We start from the raw sequence: 17,197 nt of genomic DNA on the forward strand, positions 1-17,197 counted from the left end.
ATCACCCCTTCGCCGCTGCGGCCGCCAGGGCCTTTGTGTGTGCGTCTTCCGTCGCCTGCACCGTCTCGGCCGGGATGTAGTAGTCGCGCTTGTAGTTGAAGGTGTGGAAGATGGCGTAGGCGATCAGCGCGAAGAAGCTCAGGCCCGCCAGCCACCACATGTACCAGATCAGGGCGAAGCCCATGACCGTCGCCAGGCCGGCCAGGATCACCCCCGCGCCCGTGTTCGAGGGCATGTGGATGGGCTTGTAGCCGTCGGTCGGACGCTCATAGCCGCGCGCCTTCATGTCCCACCAGGCGTCCGAGTCGTGGATGATCGGCGTCTTGGCGAAGTTGTAGTCCGGCGGCGGCGAGGACGTGGACCACTCCAGCGTGCGGCCGTGCCAGGGGTCGCCCGTCTCGTCGCGCAGCTTGTCGCGGTTGAGGATCGAGACCGCGAACTGGATCAGCATGGCCAGGATGCCCATGGCGATGATGCCGGCCCCGACCGCCGCGATGATGAACCAGATCTGATAGGACGGATCGTCGAAGACCCGCATCCGCCGCGTCACGCCCATGAAGCCCAGGACATAGAGCGGGGCGAAGGCGACCCAGAAGCCCACCACCCAGCACCAGAAGCTGACCAGGCCCCATTTCTTGTCCAGCTTGAAGCCGAAAGCCTTGGGCCACCAGAAGTTGATGGCCGCGAACAGGCCGAACAGCACGCCGGCGATGATGACGTTGTGGAAGTGGGCGATCAGGAACAGAGAGTTGTGCAGGACGAAGTCCGCCGGCGGCACCGCCAGCATGACGCCCGTCATGCCGCCGACCACGAAGGTCAGCATGAAGGCGACCGTCCACATCATCGGCAGCTCGAACCGGATGCGGCCGCGGTACATGGTGAACAGCCAGTTGAACAGCTTGGCCCCGGTCGGGATCGAGATGATCATCGTCGTGATCCCGAAGAAGGAGTTCACGGACGCGCCCGAGCCCATGGTGAAGAAGTGGTGCAGCCACACCAGGTAGGACAGGATGGTGATGACCACCGTCGCATAGACCATGGACGTATAGCCAAAGAGCTTCTTGCCCGAGAAGGTCGAGGTGACTTCGGAAAAGACGCCGAACAGCGGCAGCACCAGGATGTAGACCTCGGGGTGGCCCCAGATCCAGATCAGGTTCACGTACATCATCGGATTGCCGCCGAAGTCGTTCGTGAAGAAGTTGGTGCCCAGGTAGCGATCCGCCGTCAGCAGGGCCAGAACCGCCGTCAGCACCGGGAAGGAGGCCACGATCAGGACGTTGGCGCACAGCGAGGTCCAGGTGAAGACCGGCATCTTCATCAGGCCCATGCCCGGCGCGCGCATCTTCACGATGGTTGCGATCAGGTTGATGCCGGACAGGGTGGTCCCCACCCCGGCGATCTGCAGGGCCCAGATGTAGTAGTCGACGCCGACGCCAGGGCTGTAGCCGATGCCCGACAGCGGCGGATAGGCCAGCCAGCCGGTGCGCGCGAACTCGCCGATGAACAGCGAAGCCATGACCAGGACCGCGCCGGCCGTCGTCATCCAGAAGCTGAAATTGTTCAGGAAGGGGAAGGAGACGTCGCGCGCCCCGATCTGCAACGGCACCAGATAGTTCATCAGGCCGGTGATCAGAGGCATGGCCACGAAGAAGATCATGATCACGCCGTGGGCGGTGAAGATCTGATCATAGTGGTGAGCGTTCAGATAGCCCTCGGCCCCGCCGAAGGCCATGGCCTGTTGCAGGCGCATCATGATGGCGTCGGCAAAACCGCGCAGGAACATGACCAGCCCCAGGATCATGTACATGATGCCGATCTTCTTGTGATCGACCGTGGTGAACCATTCGGTCCAGAGATAGCCCCACAGCTTGTAGCGGGTGATCAGGGCCAGGGTCGTCAGACCGCCCAGCACGACGACGGCGAAGGTCGCCGTGATGATCGGTTCATGGAACGGCAGGGCGTTCCAGTCCAACCGGCCGAAGATCAGGGATGCGATGTGATCAATAGACATGTCGGTAGGGCGCTCAGGATTGCGACGCGGGTGCGTCGGCGGCGGTCGGCGCAGGGATGCGAGGAGCGAAGGGCCAGCCGGCGACGGCGACCTCCGTGCGGGAAACCGAACCGGGGCGGGTCAGACCCCGGCCCATGATCTGTTCGGTGGGGGCCGAGCGGGTGATCTGCGCGGCCAGTTCCTGGCGGCGACGCCCGGCGTCGACGGCGGCCTTCTCGGCCTCCAGCGGCGTGCAGATCGCCATGACGTAGGACTCGCCTGAACCCATGACCGCCTGGCCGCGACGGGCGTATTTGTCGTGGACCAGCGGCCAGGTGGCGTGGACGGCGGTCAGACCCAGGCCGCCCTTCTTGTCGATGGCCATCATCTCGCCCATGCACATCTTGCCCGGCGCGACGCACATGTTCAGCACGGCGTCGAACAGGCCTTCATCGACCGAGGCGTAGTGCAGGACCGGCACCTTCTCGCTGGGCTTCTCCAGCTCCAGGTAGGTCTCGCGGTCCAGGGTCTTGCTGTCGGCGCGGACGCCGGCGACCCACTGATCGAAGCCCGCCTGGTCCAGACCGTGGAAGGTGAAGCGCATGTTGGAGAAGCCGTCGCCGGAATAGTTGGCCGAGAAGCCGACGTATTCGCCCGGACGATTGATGACGGCGTTCATCTTCGTCTCCATGCCGGGCATGGCGTAGATCTGCCCCGCCAGGGCGGGAATGTAGAAGGAGTTCATCACCCCGGTCGCGGTGATGTGGAAGCGGATCGGCCGGTCCACCGGCGCGGCCAGCTCATTGACCGTGGCGATGCCGTATTCCGGGTAGATGAACAGCCACTTCCAATCCATGGCGACGACGTTCACCTGAAGCGGCTCGACGCCCTCAGCCACAGCCTGACCCTTGTTGACCCGATCCAGCGATCGATAGGGGTCCAGCAGATGGGTGCCCGACCAGGTGATGGCGCCCAGGCAGATGATGATCAGCAGCGGCGCGGCCCAGATCACCAGCTCCAGATGGGTCGAGTGATCCCAGTCGGGCTCGTATCGGGCCTCCTTGTTCGTCGCCCGGTATTTCCACGCGAAGAAGACGGTCAGGGCCATCACCGGGATGATGATGATCAGCATCAGCGCCACCGACCAGACCAGCAGGTCGCGCTGCTGCGCCGCGATGTCGCCCGCCGGCGACAGGACAACGGCTTTACAGCCCGACATCAGGGCCAAAAGGGGCAGCAGCAATAGGGGTCGCAGGCGGCGCACGGCGGTTCCTGTTCGGGAAGAGGGCTCTGGCACGATCATTGTGCGCCGCCCGTACCGCCGCCTGCCGAGGGGGGACATTGGACAATCCGTCCTATCCCCCGCGCAGATGATCGGGAGCAAATGACGGCTTTCGCCATTCTTACCATGTCGGCGCGCGTGTCGCGCCCGGGTCCAGGGAACGTCATCGGTCATGAACGCCACCAGCGGCGCGCCTTCTTCAGAGTCCCTTGAGCGGGACGCCAGCCAGATCAACGCGCGACACGGCAAAATCGACGCCGGAGAAATTGCGATCGGCGTGATCATTGGTCGCACGTCGGAATTCTTCGACTTCTTCGTCTATGCGATCGCCTCGGTCGTGGTCTTCCCGCAACTGGTCTTCCCCTATGCGGGACCGCTGGGCGGGACCCTGCTGTCCTTCGCCGTCTTTGCCGTGGCCTTTATCGCCCGGCCCTTCGGCACAGCCCTGTTCATCGCCATCGACCGACGCTTCGGACGTGGGACCAAGCTGACCATCGCCCTCTTCCTGCTGGGCCTGTCCACGGTCTGCCTCGGCTTCCTGCCCAGCTACGCCCAGGTCGGTCACTGGGCGGCGGTCATGCTGATCGTGCTGCGCATCGGTCAGGGCGTGGCGCTCGGCGGCGCCTGGGACGGCATGGCCTCCCTGCTGGCCGTCAGCGCACCGGACAACCGTCGCGGCTGGTACGCCATGGCGCCGCAACTGGGCGCGCCCTTCGGCCTGATCGTGGCCAGCGCCCTGTTCGCCTACTTCCTCAGCAAGCTGTCGGCCGCCGACTTCCTCGACTGGGGCTGGCGCTATCCCTTCTTCGTGGCCTTCGCCATCAACGTGGTGGCCCTGTTCGCCCGTCTGCGCATCGTGGTGACGCCCGCCTTCCAGGCCGCGTTCGAGACCCTGGAACTGCACCCTGCCCCCGTGACCAAGGCCGTGCGCGAAGAAGGCGGCGGCATCGTCATCGGCGCCTTCGCTCCGCTGGCCAGCTTCGCCATGTTCCACATGGTGACGGTGTTCCCGCTGTCCTGGGTCTTCCTCTACACGCAGGAATCGCCCGCCCGCTTCTTGATGATCGAACTGGTCGGCGCCGTCTTCGGCCTGGCCGCCATCCTGGCCTCGGGTTGGTTGGCTGATCGCTACGGCCGTCGCGCCCTGCTGGCCGTCACCGCCGCCGGCATCGCCGCCTTCTCGGGCTTCGCGCCCCAGATGCTGGACGGCGGCCCGGTGGGCGAGCTGTCCTACATGATCCTGGGCTTCATCCTGCTGGGGCTGTCGTTCGGCCAGGCCTCCGGCTCCATCGCCTCCAGCTTCAGCCTGGGCAACCGCTACACCGCCTCGGCCCTGACGTCCGACCTGGCCTGGCTGTTCGGCGCCGGCTTCGCCCCGCTGGCGGCCCTGGCTCTGTCGGGCAGGTTCGGCCTGATCGCCGGCGGCGGCTATCTGCTGTCCGGCGCCGTCTGCACCTTGCTGGCCCTGTGGCTCAACCGCGAACTGGGCCGCGGCCGCGCCGGCGCCAAGACCTGACGCCGCCCCTCCAGACCGGCCCGTCATAGCGGGGGCGCGATGCAGGTCGCGCCCCCTTTTTCTTGCGTTGCGCCCCTCCTCGATCCCCTGATCCCGAGACGAAGACAGACGACCGCATTTCCTAACAGGCGGAAACCCTGTTTGCTTAACTGCGGTAAAGCACATCTCTACGGGTGATTTTTACTCAGAGAGGAGATTGTACAGTCGAATCGCAAGGAGAAGTTCTGTGAACGTCTTTAAGACCGGCGCGCTGGCAATCGCATCACTGGCCGCCACAACGGCATTGCCTGACACCGCCGCTGCAGCGGAGGCCAGCATCGGCTTCCGCCTCGTCGCGGAGGTCCAGCCCTTCTGCCGCGTGCAGTCGGAAGTCGGGGAGTCAGCACTGTTCATGCGCGACGGCGCCGTTGAACTGGGGCTCGTGCGCGAGGTCTGCAACACCCAAGGCTATCGCATGAACGTCCAGTTGCTGAACGTGACCGGCGGGGTCTTGTCGCACGGACTCGAAGAGGCGCCGATCGATGCCTCAGGTCAACTTCAACTGATCTCGACTGAGGCGCGCGTGCGCACGTCGAACTGGCGCCTGACCAACGCCGCCCTGACCGACGATCAGGCCCCCGTCTTCATGCGGGTCTCGATTTCACCGCTCTAGGACGGGGTCAAGGCCGCGGCTTCGCCGCCGCAGCCTCGTTGACGCCATGAGAAGCCGCGGACGGAATCGGCGCTAGGCGGGCGCCGATCCGCCTCCCAGTCGGGGGCTGATCTCGATGGTGATGAAGTCCTGATAAGCCCCCGCCGGCTGCGGATCAAACGGCAGAGCCGTGGCCTTCAGCGTGTGCGAGCGCCGCCCGGCGCGCGGCTCGTCGAAGCGCAAGACCGAAGCCTCGCCGCTTTCGCGCCGCACAAGGCGATCAGAGATGGCGACACGATACGGCACGCCCGGCGCATTGGCCGCGTTCGAACCGTCCAGGGTCATCCGCCACTGATGATCCGAACGCACCTTCAGATCATAGCCGACATTGGAATAGGCGTTGAACGTCATGGGCTGGCTGTCGGCGCCGGGCGTCAACTCGCCCAGGAACAGCCGCTGCTCGACGCCGGCGGCCAGGCGGAAGGAAGGCTGGACCTCGATCTCGACGTAGAAGGGCGTCTCCACCACATCCGTCGCCGCGCCCTCGGCGTCAATCGCGCGGGTCAGCAAGGTGGCGCGCGCGCGATAACGACCGGGAGGGACGATCTGGCCATAGGGTGCGATCACCCGCAAACCCGGCCCGGTCAGCAAGCCCGAGGCCGACAGCCGACCTGCCGGCGCCGGACGGGCGAAGGCGGTGAGCGGATCGGTCACAACCCGCGCCGGCCCCATCTGCGAGGCCACCTGGACCGTCACCCCGTTCGCGCCGTCACGCGCCTCGAGCGTTCCCGCAGCGCCGATGCTGTCGATATTCGGCGCGATCGCCATTTCGATCCGGGCGTCGGCGCAGGCCTGATTGGCGTTCAGCCGCACGCTGATCTCACCGCGCGCATCATCCTGATCGAAGGGATCATAGCGCAGCACGACGCCATCGGCGATCACGCGGACCGAGGCCAGATCGCACTCGGCCTGCGCCGCGCCAGCCGCGACCGTGGTCGCAACAGCCAGAGCCGCCGCCGTCATTAACCCCTTGCGATTCATCGCATTCCTCCTGCGGTTCCGGTCGGACGGATTTCGCCAGCCCGATACAGGGTCGTATCCGGAACGACGATATCATAGACCAGCGCGGGCTGGCCGGCCAAGGTGATGCGCCAGCGCCCGGCGGAAAGGCCGCTGACCGCGAACCGGCCCTGGCGATTTGTGACCACGGCGGCCTGGGGCGCGTCAGCGTCGTCCAGCGACACCGCCCGACCCATGCGCAGGCTGACGGGCTGCCCCTGGTCATCCAGCATCAGGCCCGCCGCCGTGACATAATAGGCCGACCCAACGGTCAGGACGTAGCCCGAATGCAGACGCGGCTGCACCTGGAACAGACCCGCGCCAAGATCATACCCGATCGGCAGATCTTCAACATCATAGGGAACAGACTGAGAATAATAGGAGCCGAGCGGCACCAGCGCTGGCCCCAGCGCGCCGGACCGGCCGCTCTCTTCCAACGCCGAGACACCGCGGATCAACACCGGACGCCCGTCCAGGCTCGAGTGCGTCGACACCAGAGCGAAGGAATCATAGATCCGCCGCCCCACGCCGAACTGTCCCCCGGCATAGGCCAAGGCGCCATAGGCTCTCAGCGACGTCTGCTGGTTGGCGATATCGCCGGCGTTGTCGAACACCGTGGCGTGGTTGATCTCGAACTCGCCGCGATTGGCGATATAGACTGCCGCCCCGTTCAGGCCGACCGCGTCCTCGGTGCGCGAGACATCGACACTGTAGCCCCAGTCGTTCAGCGACCGCTCCGGCGCCCGCGAATAGCCCGCGCGGACCAGTCCGTTACGGCTTTCGGCTCCAGCCGAGAAGGTCGCCCGAGCGCCGAAGCGACGGGTCAGGTTCACGAATATATTGGTTTCGGAGCCGCTCAAGCCGCTGGAATTATAGGTCGCGCCGAAGTTGACATTGGTGTCGTAGTTGACGCGCCAGGACGCAAAAGCCGACATGCCATATCGGTCACGCACTGCGCCGCGCGCCTTGGCGTAGTCCGCCCCGACCGAGGCCACCAGATTTCGGCTTAGCGGACGCGAATAACGCGCGGCGGTCTGAACACTGTAGTTGGCGATCGGGCCCAGTGTCTCGATCGGGCCGAAATCACGACTACGCATCTCGATCGAGAAATCAAACGTCTCTCGGCCGGTCAGGGACTGCATTTCACGGAACATGCGGTGCTCGAGCCGCGCAGCATATCCAGATCCCTGGCCATCCCGATGGCTGAAGGACAAATCGAGCGCGCTCAACCCCAGCGGCCCGCCATAGACCAGTTCGCCGCCCGCCAGAGCGGCGTCGCGCACCGCCTGAAGGTTGGCCCCGACCGTGAGTTGCTCGTTGATGCCGCGGCGATAAAAACCCGAGATGATCGGGTCATCGGTCTCATAATTGATCTCGCCGCCTTCGCGAGGCGCTCGCACGCCGCCGGCGAAGTAGAATTCATCGACTCCGGGCGCCAGCAGGGTCGCGTCGCTGAAGAAGTCGAAGGCTATGACTTCGCGCGCGCCAGACGGTCCTTCGACCACGATTTCCACGGCGTTGGCGCCCTGCGTCAGCGGCAGGTCCCGCAAATCATAGGTGCCCGGCTGAAGCACCAGGGTGCGCGCCACCACGCCGTTCACCCTGACCTCGACGGTCGACGGCTCGCGTAGCGTCACCGTACGCGACGACCGGGTCGTGATGAAACGGTCGCTGGGCCGCAGGCTATACAACCGCGACACACCCAGACCGGCGATATCGCTGGCGCTCTGGAACGAAGTTCCTTCGGGCCCCAGATCACCCAGAGTCCAGCGCAAGGCGTGGTCGGGCTGATCGTAGATCAAACGCGAGGCGTTCCGCTGGAACGACTGATCCGCATCCGGGTCTATGGTCAGAAGGTTTTCAAAGGCCACGGCTCCGACGGAGCCATTGAAATCCAGGTCGAAGCGGGGCGATTGCAGGCCCTCGTCGCGGGACCCGTTCGCCCGATGCAGATAATCAAGCGAGGCGCGATAATTGAGATAGGCGGCCAGGCCGGAAGGACGATTAGTGACCTGCGGCGCTTCGGTGGTCGCGTCAAAGCCGAGGCCCAGGGTCTGGCGTTGCCGGGCTTCCAACGGAATGGTGACGGCGATATCGAGCAGGCCGGGGTCGAACACAAAGTCGAAATTGGCCGTTTGCGCGGCTTCCGGTGTGAGATAGCCGTTCGCGTCGGCTGCGGCCAGCAGGGCCGCCGCAGCCTCGCGGGTGATCATGCGCGACAACAGGCCGATCAGGTCCGCCGCCCGCATTCGCACCTGATCATCGGCGCCAATGATGATGGTCGCCTGACCCAGCGGGCCGCGCTCGCGCACCGGCACCACCAGCTCCACCTCGGCACGGCGGCCGGAAGTCTGCGCGGTCGGCCGAGGCGAAGTCGCGATCGGGCTATCGAGATGGCCCTCGACAGCGGCGGCGTCGCCTGCACTGGCGTGTGGAGCGGCCACGAAGGCGGCCAGCACGCTTGCGCCCGCCAGCATCTTGTATTTTCCCCCCGCCATCGCCGTCAGTTTCCGGTCACGCGCGGAACGTCAGCGGTCACAGTGATGGCGCCGCTGTCCGGCAGATCAGGCACCGCCAGGAACATGGCGCGTCGGCGTTGGGCCGGCACAAGCCCCAGACCGACCGCAGCCGACATGTCGGCCGGGGTGAATTGATGAGACCAGCCCGGCGTGGCCAGGGTGAGGGTTGCGGCGCTGACCTGGCCATGCAACTCGCCATTGTTCTGGAAGGTGATCATCACGCCCTTGTCGCCATTCGGTCGGCTGACGCGCTCAACCGAAACCGCCTCGATCTCGGCGCGAGCATTGACCGGGCCGATGCCGACAATGGTTTGAATGGCGTACAACAACTGCACCGCTGCTGACGGATCACCGTCGATCTCAAGCGGCAGCTCGCTCGTGGTGAAGGCGAAAATCTGTCCCTCAGCCTTGGCCGGATCCCCGATCCAGCGGACACGGAAGATCTGCGCGCCGTTGGCCGGGATATTGGCGACGGCGGGGAAGATGAGGAAGTCTTCGCCCTCGATGGGCGTGAACACGGCGTCGCCGCTTTCAGGGACGTCCACGGAACTGACCGTGACTTCCACCGAAACGGGACGGTTGCGGTCGTTCACCACACGCACCCCGGCGTTCGACAGAACTCCGCTATAGCGCATATCGAGAAACACCGGCTGGACGAGCAGGGCGGCCGACGGCGTGGCGGCGAAAACTGCGGCCAGAGTGGCGAAAATCAGCAGCCGTTTCACAAAAGCGGGGAACATTCGTATCTCCGAACAGGGTCCGACGACCCTTGGCCGCACGCCGTTTCAAAACTGATAAGATTCAGGGCCCGGCCTCGCTGAGACCGAGCCCTGATTGAAAGCCGACCTATGACCGCCTTAGATGGCGGGGGTCATCGTCACCTTCAGGAAGTCCTTGTAGCTGCCTTGCAGCAGCAGACGGTTAGCGGCGGGCACATCCACGCTGAAGCGGAAGGTGCCGGCCGTGGCCTGCTGTTGGGCCCAGTTCAGGCTGAAGTTGCCGGCTGCGACGGCGCCGCCGGTGTTCTGAGCGCCGAACTGCACGCCGACGTTATAGGGGACCAGCGAGGCGAAGGCCGTGTCGGTGGTGGTGTTGGTCGAGTTCAGCAGGCCGCCGTTCTGCGAGTTTGCAGTGATGGTGAAGGGCGTGTTGCACTGCGAGTTGGCGTAGCTGATGAAGGCCGAGGCATTCTGGATGGTGTTGGTGGTCGGCTCCTGGATGTTCAGGCTCAGGGTGCCGTCCGAGTTGGCGACGGTGCCGCCTTGGCCGTTGTCGCCCGGGGTCGCCGTGGCGCGGTAGGCGTTAACGCTCGGGGCAGCAGCGTTGATCTTGCAGAAGGTGTCGACGCTGGAGTTCAGCGCCCAGTGAGCGGCGCCGTCGTTGCCGTACTGTTGCGTCTGCCAGTTTTGAGCGGCAGCCGGGCTGGCGATCAGGGCGGCGGCGGCGCCGGCGAGAAGCAGCTTCTTCATGGTCATTCTCTCCAAGTAGAGGCCCCCATCGAGCCTCGTTCATTGACGGGGCACGGGCCCCAAGATGGCGGCGGCGAAATCGCCGTCGTCATTTCTCTCAGTCCCTCTCCCCGCCCAGGATGGGCGACAGGCGAACGACCAATCGATCTCGGTACTGGCCCGCCAGAACCGGCGACGGATCTGGGGCCATGGACAGCTTCACCGAGGCCGCGCCAGAGGCGCCGTCGCGATCGTTGAAACGGAAGGTGCAGCCGGAACGCTCGTCGCCCCTGGCCTGCATCCGCGCGCTGCTGCAGGCGGTCGTGGATCGGCCGTTCGGCAGAGCCAGGGCGGCGTCATAGGCGATGCGATTGCGAAAGCCCGAAGCGGGCGAAGCGTCGGTGAGCAGCCCGCCGTTCTGCGATGTCAGAACCGCGCGGAACGGGCTGTTGCAGTTGAAAGTGAAATCCAGCTTCAGGCTGCGGGCGACCGTGCCGCCGCTCGACATGTCCAACAGTTGGCCGAACGACGAGGAGTTCTCGGACTGGCCCATCGCGCAGCGGGGCGAGATCACGCCCGCAACCTCGACGCGCAGACGGTTGGAGGCCCCCATCGGCGCCATATCGGCGGCGCGAGCCACGGTCGCCTGCCCTGCCACGAGGCAGAGAGCAGCGAGCGATGCAGCGCATGCCAGATACTTCGTCATCCCCACCGTTCGCCTCCCGAAGCCGCGCTTGCGGCGCCCCCGCCACCAGGAGGGGGTTCGTCGTCAGCGTTCCAAGAGACGTGCCATCCCAAAACGGCACACATTCGCAGCGATTGAGGTGTTTGACACCGACCGCGAAGGTTAATGAAACGTTAACGGACGCGGTTCTACGAGCGCCGTTAAGGTTTGACAAGCTTTCGCTTCATTTTGGGACAGCGGCGGTAGGCCGCAGCGGCTTATTTCGCCTTGGCGCGGCGTCGCCAGACGGTCAGCAGGTGCTCGGTATAGCCGTTAGGCTGTTCGCGCCCCTTGAACACCAGGTCGCAGGCGGCGCTCCAGGCCGGGCCGTCGAAGGCCGGGGCCAGCGGGCGATACGCGCGGTCGCCCGCGTTCTGGCGATCGACCACCACCGCCATCCGTTCCAGCGCCGCCCGAACCTCGCCCTCCGAGACCACGTCATGGCGCAGCCAGTTGGCCAGATGCTGGCTGGAGATGCGCAGCGTGGCCCGATCCTCCATCAGGCCGACATCGTGGATGTCCGGCACCTTGGAGCAGCCGACGCCCTGATCGATCCAGCGCACGACATAGCCAAGGATGCCCTGGGCGTTGTTGTCCAGTTCCTGGCGGATTTCCTCGGCCGAGGGCGTCCCCGTCGCGAACGGCGGGGTCAACAGGGCCGTCAATCCCGTGGCGGGACGCTGGGCGATCTCGGCCTGACGCGCCCAGACGTCGACCTCATGATAATGCAGGGCGTGCAGGGTCGCCGCCGTCGGCGACGGGACCCAGGCGGTCGAGGCCCCGGCGCGCGGATGACCCGCCTTGGTCGCCAGCATCTCGCCCATGCGGTCCGGCGCCGCCCACATCCCCTTGCCGATCTGGGCGCGGCCCGACAGACCCGCCTTCAAGCCGATGTCGACGTTGCGGTCCTCATAGGCCTTGATCCAGCCGGTATTGCGCACCGCCTCTTTCCGCACGACCGGTCCGCCCTCCATCACCGAATGAATCTCGTCGCCGGTCCGGTCAAGGAAGCCGGTGTTGATGAAGGCCACCCTGCCCTTGGCCGCGGCGATGCAGTTGGCCAGATTGACGCTGGTGCGCCGCTCCTCGTCCATGATGCCCATCTTCAGCGTCAGCGGCGGCAGGCCGACCATGGCCTCGACCGCGCCGAACACGGCGTCGGCGAAGGCGACCTCCTCCGAACCATGCATCTTGGGCCGCACCACATAGATGGAGCCCGCCGGGCTGTTGCGCTGGTCCGCCGGGCGCTTCAGATCGTGCAGGCCGATCAGGCCGGTCATGGCGATGTCGAGCAGGCTCTCGGGAACCTCGCGCCCTTCCCCGTCCAGCACCGCGTCGGTCGTCAGGTGCAGGCCGACGTTGCGCACCATCAGCAGGCTGCGCCCCTTCAGGGCGAAGGCCGTTCCGTCCGGCGCCGTGTAGGCGCGGTCGCCGTTCATGCGCCTCTGCACCGTCTGGCCGTCCTTGACGAAGCCCGCCGACAGGTCGCCGCGCATCAGGCCCAGCCAGTTGGAATAGACCAGCCGCTTGTCCTCGGCGTCCACCGCCGCGACGCTGTCCTCGGCGTCAGCGATGACCGACAGGGCCGCCTCGACCATCACGTCCGCCACCCCCGCCGGATCGGTGCGCCCGATGCGGTGAGCGCGGTCGACGACGATCTCCAGATGCAGACCATTGTGGCGCAGCAGGACGCCAGAGGGCGCCGCCGCCTCGCCCGCATAGCCGATAAAGACCACCGGATCGGCCAGACCCGTCGTCCGTCCTCCCGACAGGGCGACGACCAGCCGCCCGTTCTCGACGCTGTATCCGACCGCCTCGGCATGACCGCCCTCGGCCAGAGGCGTCGCCTGATCCAGCAGGGCGCGGGCGCGGGCGATGACCCTGCCTCCCCGCTCGGCGTCATAACCGCCGCCCTTGGGCGCCTCGCCCAGAGCATCCGTGCCGTACAGCGCATCATACAGGCTGCCCCAGCGCGCATTGGCGGCGTTCAGCAGATAGCGGGCGTTGGTCAGGGGCACGACCAGTTGCGGCCCGGCCATGGTGGCGATCTCGGGATCGACATTGGCGGTCTCGGCACGGATGTCGGCCCGCTCGGGCTCAATGTAGCCGATCTCGCGCAGGAAGGCCTGATAGGCCTCGGGGTCCGGCTGGCCGGGATGGGCGCGGTGCCAGTCGTCCAGCTTCGCCTGCAGGTCGTCGCGGCGCGCCAGCAGGGCGCGGTTCGTCGGCGCGTGCTCAGACAGCAGCCCTTCCAGCCCCGCCCAGAAGGCGGCGGGCGTCACGCCCGTGCCGGGCGCCGCCTCGTCGCGGACGAAGGCGTCCAGTTCGGCGGCGACGCTCAGACTTCCGTGGCGGACATAGGTGGTGGACATGGCGGCTCTCCCTTGAGCCTCAACCCTAGCCCCGCGCCCGCCGCCTAGCCACGGCGAAGATCGGCGGTTATCTTTGCATAAATTGCAACGATGAGACCCCGCCATGCTGGCCGAGTATGAGATATTCGTCCGAGCGCTGGAGGAAGGCAGCCTGTCCGCCGCCGCCCGACGGCTGGACCTGTCGCCCGCCGTGGCCTCGCGCAGGCTGGCGCGGCTGGAGGACCGCCTGGGGGTGCGGTTGATCGAGCGCACTTCGCGTAGGCTGGCCCCGACCGAGGCCGGGCGGCTGGTCTATGACCGCGCCATGCAGCTTCTGGACGGGGTCGAGGACCTGGAGGCCCTGGTGTCGCGCCGCACCACCCAGGCGCGCGGCCTGCTTCGGGTCTCGGCCCCGACCTCGTTCGGACGACGGCGATTGGCGCCCCTGCTGACGCCCTTTCTCGACGCCCATCCCCGGCTGACGCTGGAGCTGAACCTGACCGACGCCTTCGTCGACCTGATGGCCGAGGATGTGGATGTGGCCGTGCGTATCGGCAGCTATGAGGCGGGCGACCCCGCCATGCATCGGCTGGCCCCGAACCGCCGCGTCCTTTGCGCCACGCCTGCCTACCTGGCCGAGCACGGCGCGCCGCAGTCGCTGGACGACCTGCGCGCCCACGCCCAACTGGCCGCTGAGAACCAGTCGGCCTGGCGACTGGAAGGCCCCGACGGCCCCGTCACCTTCCGCGCCCGCAGCCGGGTACGGACCAACTCGTCCGAAGTCGCGCGTGAGCTGGTGCTGGCGGGCGCCGGCATCGCCCTGCGCTCGACCTGGGACGTAGGCGAGGAACTGCGCGACGGGCGGTTGCTGCGGGTCCTGCCGCAGTATGCCGGAGCGTCGGACGTCGCCGTCTTCGCCCTGACCGCTGGCCGGGCGCGGGCCGAAAACCGGGTGCGGGCCTTTATCGAGTTTCTGGCAGGCCTGTATGGCGATGTGCCAGAATGGGACAGATAGCCTCTTTCCTCCCCATTCCATGGGGAGGTGGCGCGTCGCGATAGCGACGTGACGGAGGGGGGCGACTCCACGGCTGACGTTTGCGCCGCCCCCTCCACCGCTTCGCGGTCCCCCTCCCCACAGAGTGGGGAGGAAAGATGCGTCTTACTGCGCCGCCGTCGTCGCCTGCGGCTTCAGATAGCGATCCAGCCAGGTGACCATTTCCCACTGGGTATGGCCGACGGATTCCCGCGCGCGATAGCCGTGGGCTTCCAGCGGCAGGACGACGTAGCGCACCGTCGCCCCATTGCCCTTCAGCGCCGCATAGAAGCGTTCCGACTGCACCGGGAAGGTGCCCGAGTTGTCGTCGGCGCCGCCGTGGATCAGCAGGATCGGCTCGTTGACCTTGTTGGCGTAGGTGAAGGGCGACATCTCGTTATAGGTCTCGGTCGCCTCCCAGTAGGAACGCTGCTCGGCCTGGAAGCCGAACGGCGTCAGGGTGCGGTTATAGGCGCCCGAACGCGCGATGCCGGTCTTGAACAGATCGGTGTGGGCCAGCAGGTTGGCGGTCATGAAGGCGCCGTAGGAGTGGCCGCCCACGGCGATCCGGTCGCGATCGGCGACGCCCAGAGCCACCACCGCATCAACCGCCGCCTTGGCGCTGGCCGACAACTGCTCGATGTAGGTGTCGTTGGGCTCAGCCCCGTCCTTGCCGACGATGGGCATGGAGGGGTTGTCCAGGACGGCGTAGCCCTGGGTCAGCAGGAACAGATGGCTGATGCCGCTGGGGCGCACGAAGCGGTTCTCGGTGTCGACCACCTGCCCGGCCACGGCGGCGTCGGTGAACTCGGCCGGATAGGCCCACATCACCAGCGGCAGAGGGCCGTCGCGATCCTTGTCGTAACCGGCGGGCAGATAGAGGGTGCCCGACAGCTGGACCCCGTCGTCGCGGGTATAGGTGATCAGCTCGCGCTTCACATCGGCCAGTTGCGGGGCCGGGTCAGGGAACTGGGTCAGTTGCGTCACGCCGCCGTCCAGATCGCGCAGGCGCAGGTTGGCCGGGTCGGTGCGGCTCTCGCGATAGGTGACCAGCTTGCGGCCCGCGTCGTCCAGAATACCGACAACGGTTTCATACTCGCCCTGAGCCGAACGCCACAGACGCTCCGTCTCGCCGGTCTTCAGGTCCAGCGTATCGAGGAAGGGATACTCGCCCTGACGCGTGGCGCCGTCGCCCTCGACGAAGACCTTGGCGCCGTCGGCGGTGAAGCGGATGGTCGAACGACCGCGCGCATTGGGCTCGACCACCACCGAGCCCGGATCATTGTAGCGATCCTGATAGTTGCGATCGACCAGGACGCGGCCCGCGCCGGGGTTCGACGGATCGACCAGGGTGCGGGTCTCGTGACGGGTGTTGAACCAGCGGCTGTTGACGATGGCCGTATCGTCGCGGCCCCATTGCACGCCGGCATAGCGCTCCTTCAGGTCCACCAGGGTGCGCGGGCGATCGTTGAAGGGCGCCGGCAGCATGAAGACGCGGTCGCGCACCTCGGCGGCGTTGCGCGGATCGCCGCCGTCCTGGGCCTCGACCCAGACCAGGGTGGCGTCGGCGTCGGCGCGCCACTGGGCCGCACGCGGACCGGGGGCCACGGCGTCGAACGGCGTCGGCACGTTGTCGCGCAGCGGCAGATCGGCGACGCGGTGCGCCTCACGCCCGTTCAGGTCGGTGACGACGACGTCCGCCGGAAAGAGGCTGGCGGGCACGACGTAGGAATAGGGCTTCTTGACCCGCGTCTGCAGGATGTAGCGGCCGTCCGGCGACACCGAGGCGCCGAGGAAGACGCCCGGCTGGCCGATGGTGCGGGCGCGACCGTTCAGCGGCACGAGGGTCAGCTGGCTGGTGAAGTAGTGCTCGAACAGGGCCTCGTCGCCCGCGTCGGACAGCAGGTCCTGATAGGTGCGCACCGGAGCCGCACGGCCGCCGGTCTCGGCCACGGTCGGGCCAGAGGGCGGACGCGTCACGTCGGGGGCTGCGCGGCGACCGGCGGGCACGGCCTGCACCAGCAAGCCCGAGGCGTCGGGCAGCCAGCTATAGCCCGCGCCGTTGGCGGCGTTGACGCTGGGGCCCGTCAGGCGGCGCGCCTGGGCCGAGGCCACGTCGGCGGTCCACAGCTCCAGGCCTGTCGGCGTGTTCAACAGGAAGGCCACGGCCTTGCCGTTCGGCGCCCAGCTGACGCTGGTCAGGCGCGCATTGGCCGGCAGACCGGCCACGACGCGAGCGGCGCCGCCCTCGACCGTCTGGAAGCTGAGGCCCGTCAGCCAGGCAGCGCGGCTATTGGCCGGGCCATTGTTCTGCGGATTAATGCGATACCCGGCCAGACGCAGCATGGGCTCGGCCAGTTCGGCGATGCTCGGCAGGCCTGCGCGGTCCTGCAGCAACAGGGTCTGGCGGTCGGGGCTCAGGCTGGCCGTCGGGTTGGGCTTGGCGTCCAGGATCTGCGCGATCGGTTGCGGCGGCTGCTGATAGGTCGGGGCGGCCGGCGCCTGGGCGGCGGCGGGCATGGCCAGGGCGGGCACGGCGGCCAGCAGGACCAGGACAGGCAGGGCCTGCTTCAACAGTTGACGACGCATGGTGATCTTCCCCGACGTGGCGCCCGAAGACGCCGGGCGGCTATGGTCTAGGGGC

Annotated in this window: 12 protein-coding genes; 3 read left to right on the top strand and 9 right to left on the bottom strand. The window is 66.8% G+C overall.

Going from position 1 to position 17,197, the window contains the following annotated elements; translation table 11 throughout:
* Position 1: 1 nt before the first annotated feature.
* Both cyoB and cyoA read right to left on the bottom strand, forming a co-directional pair.
* Positions 2 to 2,011 (bottom strand): cytochrome o ubiquinol oxidase subunit I, encoded by a 2,010-nt coding sequence (gene cyoB / locus P0Y52_10045; GenBank protein WEK56886.1) that lies wholly within the window; start codon positions 2,009 to 2,011, stop codon positions 2 to 4.
* A 13-nt stretch (positions 2,012 to 2,024) separates the two neighbouring features.
* Positions 2,025 to 3,254, bottom strand: coding sequence for a ubiquinol oxidase subunit II (cyoA, locus tag P0Y52_10050; GenBank protein WEK56887.1), 1,230 nt, complete (start codon positions 3,252 to 3,254; stop codon positions 2,025 to 2,027).
* Between the two features lie 190 nt (positions 3,255 to 3,444).
* Between cyoA and P0Y52_10055 the strand changes: the two genes are divergently transcribed.
* Together P0Y52_10055 and P0Y52_10060 are read left to right on the top strand one after the other, a co-directional pair.
* Complete coding sequence (locus P0Y52_10055) at positions 3,445 to 4,788, top strand: MFS transporter (protein ID WEK56888.1); 1,344 nt, start codon at positions 3,445 to 3,447, stop codon at positions 4,786 to 4,788.
* A gap of 226 nt (positions 4,789 to 5,014) precedes the next feature.
* Positions 5,015 to 5,440: a hypothetical protein gene (locus tag P0Y52_10060; GenBank protein WEK56889.1), complete on the top strand. Its 426-nt coding sequence runs from the start codon at positions 5,015 to 5,017 to the stop codon at positions 5,438 to 5,440.
* 72 nt (positions 5,441 to 5,512) lie between these two features.
* Here P0Y52_10060 and P0Y52_10065 read toward each other — a convergent pair whose 3' ends face one another.
* The 6 genes from P0Y52_10065 to P0Y52_10090 all read right to left on the bottom strand — a co-directional run bounded on the left by P0Y52_10065 (position 5,513) and on the right by P0Y52_10090 (position 13,541).
* Positions 5,513 to 6,460 carry a hypothetical protein gene (locus tag P0Y52_10065; protein ID WEK56890.1) on the bottom strand — a complete coding sequence of 316 codons (948 nt, stop codon included), beginning with the start codon at positions 6,458 to 6,460 and terminating at the stop codon, positions 5,513 to 5,515.
* On the bottom strand, positions 6,457 to 8,955 hold the full coding sequence (locus P0Y52_10070; protein ID WEK56891.1) for a hypothetical protein: 2,499 nt from the start codon (positions 8,953 to 8,955) through the stop codon (positions 6,457 to 6,459). The genes P0Y52_10065 and P0Y52_10070 overlap by 4 nt, the downstream gene beginning before the upstream one ends.
* Before the next feature lie 26 nt (positions 8,956 to 8,981).
* Positions 8,982 to 9,737, bottom strand: a complete 756-nt coding sequence (locus tag P0Y52_10075) for a hypothetical protein (protein ID WEK56892.1) — start codon at positions 9,735 to 9,737, stop codon at positions 8,982 to 8,984.
* Positions 9,738 to 9,854: 117 nt separating this feature from the next.
* Positions 9,855 to 10,466: a hypothetical protein gene (locus P0Y52_10080; protein ID WEK56893.1), complete on the bottom strand. Its 612-nt coding sequence runs from the start codon at positions 10,464 to 10,466 to the stop codon at positions 9,855 to 9,857.
* Positions 10,467 to 10,563: 97 nt separating this feature from the next.
* Complete coding sequence (locus tag P0Y52_10085) at positions 10,564 to 11,085, bottom strand: hypothetical protein (GenBank protein ID WEK56894.1); 522 nt, start codon at positions 11,083 to 11,085, stop codon at positions 10,564 to 10,566.
* A 302-nt stretch (positions 11,086 to 11,387) separates the two neighbouring features.
* Complete coding sequence (locus tag P0Y52_10090) at positions 11,388 to 13,541, bottom strand: malate synthase G (GenBank protein WEK56895.1); 2,154 nt, start codon at positions 13,539 to 13,541, stop codon at positions 11,388 to 11,390.
* A gap of 103 nt (positions 13,542 to 13,644) precedes the next feature.
* Between P0Y52_10090 and P0Y52_10095 the strand changes: the two genes are divergently transcribed.
* Complete coding sequence (locus P0Y52_10095) at positions 13,645 to 14,535, top strand: LysR family transcriptional regulator (GenBank protein WEK56896.1); 891 nt, start codon at positions 13,645 to 13,647, stop codon at positions 14,533 to 14,535.
* Between the two features lie 144 nt (positions 14,536 to 14,679).
* Here P0Y52_10095 and P0Y52_10100 read toward each other — a convergent pair whose 3' ends face one another.
* On the bottom strand, positions 14,680 to 17,142 hold the full coding sequence (locus P0Y52_10100; protein ID WEK56897.1) for a prolyl oligopeptidase family serine peptidase: 2,463 nt from the start codon (positions 17,140 to 17,142) through the stop codon (positions 14,680 to 14,682).
* Positions 17,143 to 17,197: the final 55 nt, after the last annotated feature.

The sequence above is a fragment of the Candidatus Brevundimonas phytovorans genome, from assembly GCA_029203145.1.
Lineage (GTDB): Bacteria > Pseudomonadota > Alphaproteobacteria > Caulobacterales > Caulobacteraceae > Brevundimonas > Brevundimonas phytovorans.

Bases quoted from the DNA above. Each gene is read 5' to 3' on its own strand.
- P0Y52_10090 (WEK56895.1), bottom strand. From the start codon at position 13,541: ATGTCCACCACCTATGTCCGCCACGGAAGTCTGAGCGTCGCCGCCGAA.
- P0Y52_10095 (WEK56896.1), top strand. From the start codon at position 13,645: ATGCTGGCCGAGTATGAGATATTCGTCCGAGCGCTGGAGGAAGGCAGC.
- P0Y52_10055 (WEK56888.1), top strand. From the start codon at position 3,445: ATGAACGCCACCAGCGGCGCGCCTTCTTCAGAGTCCCTTGAGCGGGAC.
- P0Y52_10065 (WEK56890.1), bottom strand. From the start codon at position 6,460: ATGAATCGCAAGGGGTTAATGACGGCGGCGGCTCTGGCTGTTGCGACC.
- P0Y52_10075 (WEK56892.1), bottom strand. From the start codon at position 9,737: ATGTTCCCCGCTTTTGTGAAACGGCTGCTGATTTTCGCCACTCTGGCC.
- P0Y52_10070 (WEK56891.1), bottom strand. From the start codon at position 8,955: ATGCTGGCGGGCGCAAGCGTGCTGGCCGCCTTCGTGGCCGCTCCACAC.
- P0Y52_10100 (WEK56897.1), bottom strand. From the start codon at position 17,142: ATGCGTCGTCAACTGTTGAAGCAGGCCCTGCCTGTCCTGGTCCTGCTG.
- cyoB (WEK56886.1), bottom strand. From the start codon at position 2,011: ATGTCTATTGATCACATCGCATCCCTGATCTTCGGCCGGTTGGACTGG.
- P0Y52_10080 (WEK56893.1), bottom strand. From the start codon at position 10,466: ATGAAGAAGCTGCTTCTCGCCGGCGCCGCCGCCGCCCTGATCGCCAGC.